The sequence below is a fragment of the Pseudomonas sp. P4_C3 genome (genome assembly GCF_056402075.1).
Genome location: NZ_JBFUIC010000331.1, coordinates 1 through 4,352, shown reverse-complemented (window position 1 = coordinate 4,352; position 4,352 = coordinate 1). Strand labels below are relative to the sequence as shown.

4 protein-coding genes are annotated in these 4,352 nt (G+C 56.7%); all 4 read left to right on the top strand.

The window, feature by feature from the left end:
• The 4 genes from AC1DVH_RS26915 to AC1DVH_RS26900 all read left to right on the top strand — a co-directional run bounded on the left by AC1DVH_RS26915 (position 1) and on the right by AC1DVH_RS26900 (position 4,210).
• On the top strand, positions 1-183 hold the full coding sequence (locus AC1DVH_RS26915) for a hypothetical protein (RefSeq protein WP_477756353.1): 183 nt from the start codon (positions 1-3) through the stop codon (positions 181-183).
• An 84-nt stretch (positions 184-267) separates the two neighbouring features.
• Positions 268-1,650 carry a glutamine synthetase family protein gene (locus tag AC1DVH_RS26910; protein WP_477756352.1) on the top strand — a complete coding sequence of 461 codons (1,383 nt, stop codon included), beginning with the start codon at positions 268-270 and terminating at the stop codon, positions 1,648-1,650.
• Positions 1,651-1,837: 187 nt separating this feature from the next.
• Positions 1,838-3,487: a phosphoethanolamine transferase gene (locus AC1DVH_RS26905; protein ID WP_477756351.1), complete on the top strand. Its 1,650-nt coding sequence runs from the start codon at positions 1,838-1,840 to the stop codon at positions 3,485-3,487.
• A gap of 72 nt (positions 3,488-3,559) precedes the next feature.
• Positions 3,560-4,210, top strand: coding sequence for a class I SAM-dependent methyltransferase (locus tag AC1DVH_RS26900; RefSeq protein WP_477756350.1), 651 nt, complete (start codon positions 3,560-3,562; stop codon positions 4,208-4,210).
• Positions 4,211-4,352: the final 142 nt, after the last annotated feature.

Here is a 4,352-nt window from a genome sequence, read left to right as displayed (position 1 = left end):
ATGGACGGTTGGCCAGTCGTAATCTATTTCAAGGCATCCATCGACGCTCGAGCGTCGAGCCTTCTTCGTCGATTCACGCCCGCCACCGCGCCAAACCTCTCTGCACTTCCTTCTGAACTGGCCTTCTGGGCGCTGTGGCATTGCCGCCATGCGCGCCCGCCGGATTCCTGCTTTTTCCGCTGATTGTTCCTACCTATTCCGGTTGATGCCGGGATTAACGTGCGGGTGCTTTTGCGTACCCGTCTGACACGGAAAAAGAGAATTCCCATGAGTTGTGCCACGACCTCGTTTGCCACCAGGCTTGAAGCCCAGACATTTCTGGAGCAGAACCCGGACATTGAAATGTTCGAACTGTTCATCCTCGACAACAACGGAGTACCGCGGGGCAAGCTGCTGCATCGTGACGAGTTGCTGGCGGTGTATGAAAGCGGACGGCCATTGCCGAGCACCATCCTCGGCCTGACCATCAATGGCGATGACGTGGAGAACTCCGGGCTGGTCTGGGATGTCGGTGATATCGACTGCTGGGCCYACCCGATCAGCGGCAGTCTCACGCGCATGCCGTGGCGTCTGATACCGACGGCGGCCGTGCAGGTCAGCATGCATCCGACGGAGGGAATGCCCGCCACTATTGCCGATCCTCGTCATTTACTGGCGAAAGTCGTCGAAGGTTTACAGGCTGACGGCTATTACCCGGTCATGGCAGCGGAACTGGAGTTCTACCTGCTGGATCAGCAACGCGACAGCAATGGCCGGCCACAACCGGCACGGGATGTCGATGGCGGGCGTCCGCGCGGCACTCAGGTCTATGGTTTGCGCGAGCTTGAGCAGATCGAACCGTTCCTGGCCGATCTCTATAACGCCTGCAAGCTCCAGGGGATTCCAGCGCGCACGGCCATTTCCGAATACGCGCCGGGGCAAGTGGAAATCACCCTCGAACATCGCACCGACGCGCTACAGGCGATGGATGAAGCGGTGCGCTACAAGCGTCTGGTCAAGGGGGTGGCGCACAAGCACGGCATGACAGCCTGTTTCATGGCCAAGCCTTTCGATGACCTGGCCGGCACCGGGATGCACATGCACGTGAGCCTGGCGGACAAGGATGGCAACAACCTTTTCGCCAGCGAAGCCCCGGATGGAACGCCACTGCTCAAGCAGGCCGTCGCAGGCATGCTCAGTACCTTGCTCGATTCGCTCTTGCTGTTCTGCCCCAACGCCAACTCCTACCGTCGATTCCAGGCCAACAGCTATGCGCCACTGGCGGCCACCTGGGGCGTGGACAATCGCACCGTGAGTTTGCGCGTACCGGGCGGGCCGGCATATTCCCGGCACATCGAGCATAGGATCTGTGGCGCAGATGCCAATCCTTATCTGGCGGCTGCGGCGATTCTGGCCGGTATTCATCGCGGTATCCGCGAACAACTCGACCCTGGTGCGCCGGTGGAAGGCAACGGCTACGCCCAGGCTGCGAGACTGTTGCCGACAGACTGGCTGACCACCTTGCGATCGCTGGAAGGTTCGAGTTGGGCCAAAGAAGCCTTCGGCGGGGAATTCCTCAGTGTCTACCTGGCGGTGAAACGCRCCGAATATCGCCAATTCATGGGGGAGGTCGGTGAGCAGGACTGGCGCTGGTATTTGCATCAGGCTTGAGTCGAAGCTGTACCGGAGCTGAACCATTCTCAAATAGTCTGGAAGTATCAGGCTGGTTTATAAGCCAACTGATTGTTGGCTTCTTTTTCACGAAAAATTGATGGTTGGCTATCTAAAATTAGAGCTGTCTCGGTAAATGAAATTTTCACATTTGCCGAAGACACTTTTTCAGGACCCGCCGAATCTCATGCTTAAGATTAAAGCCGTGCGCCCCGAATGGGTGACACTGATTGCCAGCGCATTTTTGTTAGTTGGCTTCAATTTTGTACTCTGGCAGCACCTGTTCGAAATCACCGCATCCGACGGCAAAGGCATCGTCATGCGCGTGGCCTTTGGGGTGATGATCTTCGCGGCCTTCAACATTGTGCTGACCCTGCTGGCATTCCGGCCGGTGCTCAAGCCGGTCCTGACCCTGCTGTTCATGATCAGTGCGGGCGTGGCGTATTTCATGAGCCAGTATGGTGTTCTGATCGACACCGGCATGTTGCGTAACTTCGCTGAGACCAATGCTACGGAAGTGCGCGACTTACTGTCGCCAAAGTTGTTTGTTTTTATTGTGCTGCTCGGCGTTTTACCGTCTTGGCTGTTGTGGAAGACACCGGTTAATTATCGTCGCTGGCACCGTGAACTACTCAGTAAAGTTTTGGTGACTTTTGCCTCGGCAGCGGTCATTGGTGGTGTTGCACTGGTTAACTATCAAGGCCTGTCCTCGCTGTTTCGCAATCACCACGAGTTGCGCCTGATGGTGGTGCCAAGCAACTACATTGGTGCCTCGGCTGGTTTCTTGCGCGAGAAAGTAGCGAGCGCACAACAGCCCTTTGTCAAAATCGGTGAAGATGCCCAACGCAATCCAGCCTGGCAAACTCACGGGCGCAAATCCCTGACGGTTCTTGTCGTGGGTGAAAGTGCCCGGGCGGAGAACTTCGGCATCCTTGGCTACAACCGTGACACCACGCCGAAACTGAGTAAGGAAGACGGCCTGATCGCCTTCACCGATGTGCATTCCTGCGGGACTGAAACCGCCGTATCGGTGCCTTGCATGTTCTCCAATATGGGGCGCAAGGACTACAACGCCAGCAAGGCAAAGAACGAAGAAGGCCTGCTTGACGTGCTCAAGCACGCGGGTATCGACGTGATCTGGCGTGACAATCAGTCAGGCTGCAAAGGTACGTGCGATCGCGTCACCATTCAGGACGTCAGCAATCTGAAAGATCCGGCGCTGTGCGCCAACAGTGAATGCCGCGATGAAATCCTGCTGCAGGGGCTGCAACATTTCATCGATACCCTGGACAAGGATACAGTATTGGTATTGCACCAGATGGGCAGCCACGGTCCGGAGTACTTCAAGCGTTATCCGAAAGAGTTCGAGCGCTTCACCCCGGTTTGCGAGAGTAATGCCCTGAACAATTGCAGTCGCGAAAGTATCGTCAACGGCTACGACAACACCCTGGTATATACCGACCATGTACTGTCGACCTTGATCGATCTGTTGCGCAGTAACCAGGACAAAGTGGATACCGCGATGCTGTATCTGTCGGACCACGGCGAGTCCCTGGGTGAATACAACTTGTTCCTCCACGGCACGCCTTACATGCTGGCACCCGAGCAGCAAAAGCATGTAGCCATGTTTGCGTGGTTCTCCGACAGCTATAAAAAGTCGTTTGCGGTAGATACCCGTTGCCTGCAACAGAATCGTGAAAAGCCCCTGAGCCAGGACAACTTGTTCCATTCGATGCTTGGCCTGCTGGAAGTCAACAGCAAGGTCTACAACCAGGATCTGGACATGTTTGCCGGATGTCGTGGTCCAGTGGTCAACGGTGTGTTGGCCAAAGATTGAGTGCACAGGTTTTGTTTCACACGGCGGCCGCTGACTTGCGGCCTGTAGAACTTTCATCAAGAGCCATTGCACATGTCCGCTCAGCCTCCATCCGCCATCGAGCTTGAGATTGCCCGGCGCTACGACCAGGAGCACGCGCGCGTCTGCCTTCAGCCGCAAGCGCCGGGTCTGGCCGGGCGTCTGGCGCTCTGGCGTGAGGAGCGTCTGGTGCGCAATGCGCTCAAGGTCGCCGGCGAGCCGGGCCTGATCCTGGATGTGGCCTGCGGTGTGGGGCGTTTCTGGTCGGTGCTGGCCGAGCATGCGAATCGGGTAATTCTCGCGACAGATCCATCTCAAGACATCCTTGATCACGCTCGCACCCATCACCCTCAGAGTTTGTTGAAGCGGATCAAGACCTTTCAAAGCTCGGCGTTCTCGATTGGCTTGTCGGAGAACGCGGTTGACTGCATTTTTTGCATGCAACTGTTTCAGCACCTCACCAACCCGGAACATCGTCTGGCGATGCTGGGCGAGTTTTACCGGGTCAGTCGCGATACGGTGATTGTCGCAGTGCGCCTCGACGGTCTTTTCAAGGCCGCGCGCTCGGGTGTGGAAGGGCCGTTACCGAGCAAGACCGAGGTGGAAAGCGAATTCAGGCAGGCGGGTTTCCGGTTGCTCAGCCATCAGGACTTTTTTCCGGGTTGCGCGCGGATGCGGATCTACGTGCTGGGTAAGACCAGCTAGCCCGACGTTGTCGGACTATTCTGTATGTCACGCAGTAATTTTCGCTAACGCTCTTGTTCAGTGGATGCGCGGAAATCGCCGGGGGCGATATATACTGCGCGCCATTCTTCAAGGGAGAGCCGTGTGGCCATCGATATTCACT